Here is a 1,554-nt window from a genome sequence, read left to right on the forward strand (position 1 = left end):
AGGGGGCCGAGTTGTGGGTTGATGCCGGCGGCGACGGCCAGGCCGGCGATGACGATGTTGAACTCGCCGCGGGGTAGCAGGGCGACGCCTGCGCGCAGGCGGCCGGCGACGCTGATGTGGGCGCGTTTGGCGGCCCACCAGCCGGTGGCCATCTTGGTGGCGATCCCGGCCACGGCCATCAGGATCGCGATGCCTGCCACGGGGGGTAGGGCGCGGGGGTCGGTCTGCAGGCCGAAGAACACGAAGAACACGGCGGCGAACACGTCGCGCAGTGGGGTGAGCAGTTCGCGGGCGGTGTGGGCCAGGGGCCCGGACAGGGCGATGCCGACCAGGAACGCCCCGACCGCGGCGGACACCTGCAGCTGCTGGGCGACGCCCGCGACCAGGACGGTCAGGCCGAGGACTTTGAGCAGCAGGACCTCGGAGCTGGGTGAGGCGACGAACTTCTCGACATACCGGCCGAACTTGAGCGCGATGACGAGGATGACGGTGATGGTGGCGCCGGCGATGGCCAGGGTGGTCATGCCCGCGGCGAAGCTGGCCCCGGCGAGCATCGCGGTCAGGATCGGCAGGTACATGGCCATGGTGAGGTCTTCGAAGACCAGCAGGGACAGCACGATCGGGACTTCGCGGTTGCCGAGCCAGTTCAGGTCGGCCAGGACCTTCGCGGTGATCCCCGACGACGTGACGTACGTGATGCCGCCCAGGGCGACGGCCGCGACCGGGCCCCAGCCGAGGATCAGCGCGACGGCGACGCCGGGCGCGGCGTTGAGGACGAGGTCGACCAGCCCGGCGGGGGCGTTGTGGCGCAGGGTGCCGACCAGTTCGGGGGCGGTGTATTCCAGGCCGAGGGTGAACAGCAGCAGGATGACGCCGATCTCGGCGCCGGTCGCGGCGAACTCGCCTGCGGCGTCGATGGGCAGCAGGCCGCCCTTGCCGAACGCCAGACCGGCCAGCAGGTACAGGGGGATGGGGGAGATACCGACCCGCAGCGACAGCGCGCCGAGCAGGCCCAGGGCGAGGATGACCGCGCCGATCTCGATGAGGACCAGGGCTCCGTGCATACGCGTCAGCCGTTGCGCATGATGTCGGTGACCGCGTCGGTGCCCTCCGCGGTGCCCACCGCGACAGCGAGGTCACCGGGGTGGAACACGAAGTCCGGCCGGGGGCTGGCCAGGATCTCCCCACCACGGATCACCGCCACGATCGACGCGCCCGTCCGCGTGCGGGCCTGCGTGTCGCCCAGGGTCCGGCCGTCGAACGGCGACCCGGCGATCACCGGGACCTGCACCGTCAGCAGGCCGACGACCTGCCGGCGCAGGTCGGCCAGCCGCTCCACGATCCGGGACGTGCCCAGCAGCTCGGCCACACCGTTGGCCTCGTCGGTGTTCAGCGACAACGTCACCACCGCCGAATCAGGATCATCAGGTTTGTAGATCACGATGTCCCGCCGCCCCGACACGTGCGACACCACCGCCGCATGCTGGCCCTTGACCGTCTGGAACTCGTGACGCAGCCCGATACCCGGCAACGCGGTGCGCTCGACGTCCAACG

General features: G+C 70.8%; 2 protein-coding genes. Both read right to left on the reverse strand.

The window, feature by feature from the left end:
* Nucleotides 1–1,064: cation:proton antiporter (locus tag Cba03nite_RS39345; RefSeq protein ID WP_203757666.1), on the reverse strand; the 1,064-nt coding region annotated here is incomplete at its 3' end.
* 5 nt (nt 1,065–1,069) lie between these two features.
* Entirely contained in the window at nt 1,070–1,552 is a 483-nt protein-coding gene (locus Cba03nite_RS39350; protein WP_203757668.1) for a cation:proton antiporter regulatory subunit, read from the reverse strand.
* Nucleotides 1,553–1,554: the final 2 nt, after the last annotated feature.

The sequence above is a fragment of the Catellatospora bangladeshensis genome (genome assembly GCF_016862575.1).
Classification (GTDB): Bacteria; Actinomycetota; Actinomycetes; order Mycobacteriales; family Micromonosporaceae; genus Catellatospora; species Catellatospora bangladeshensis.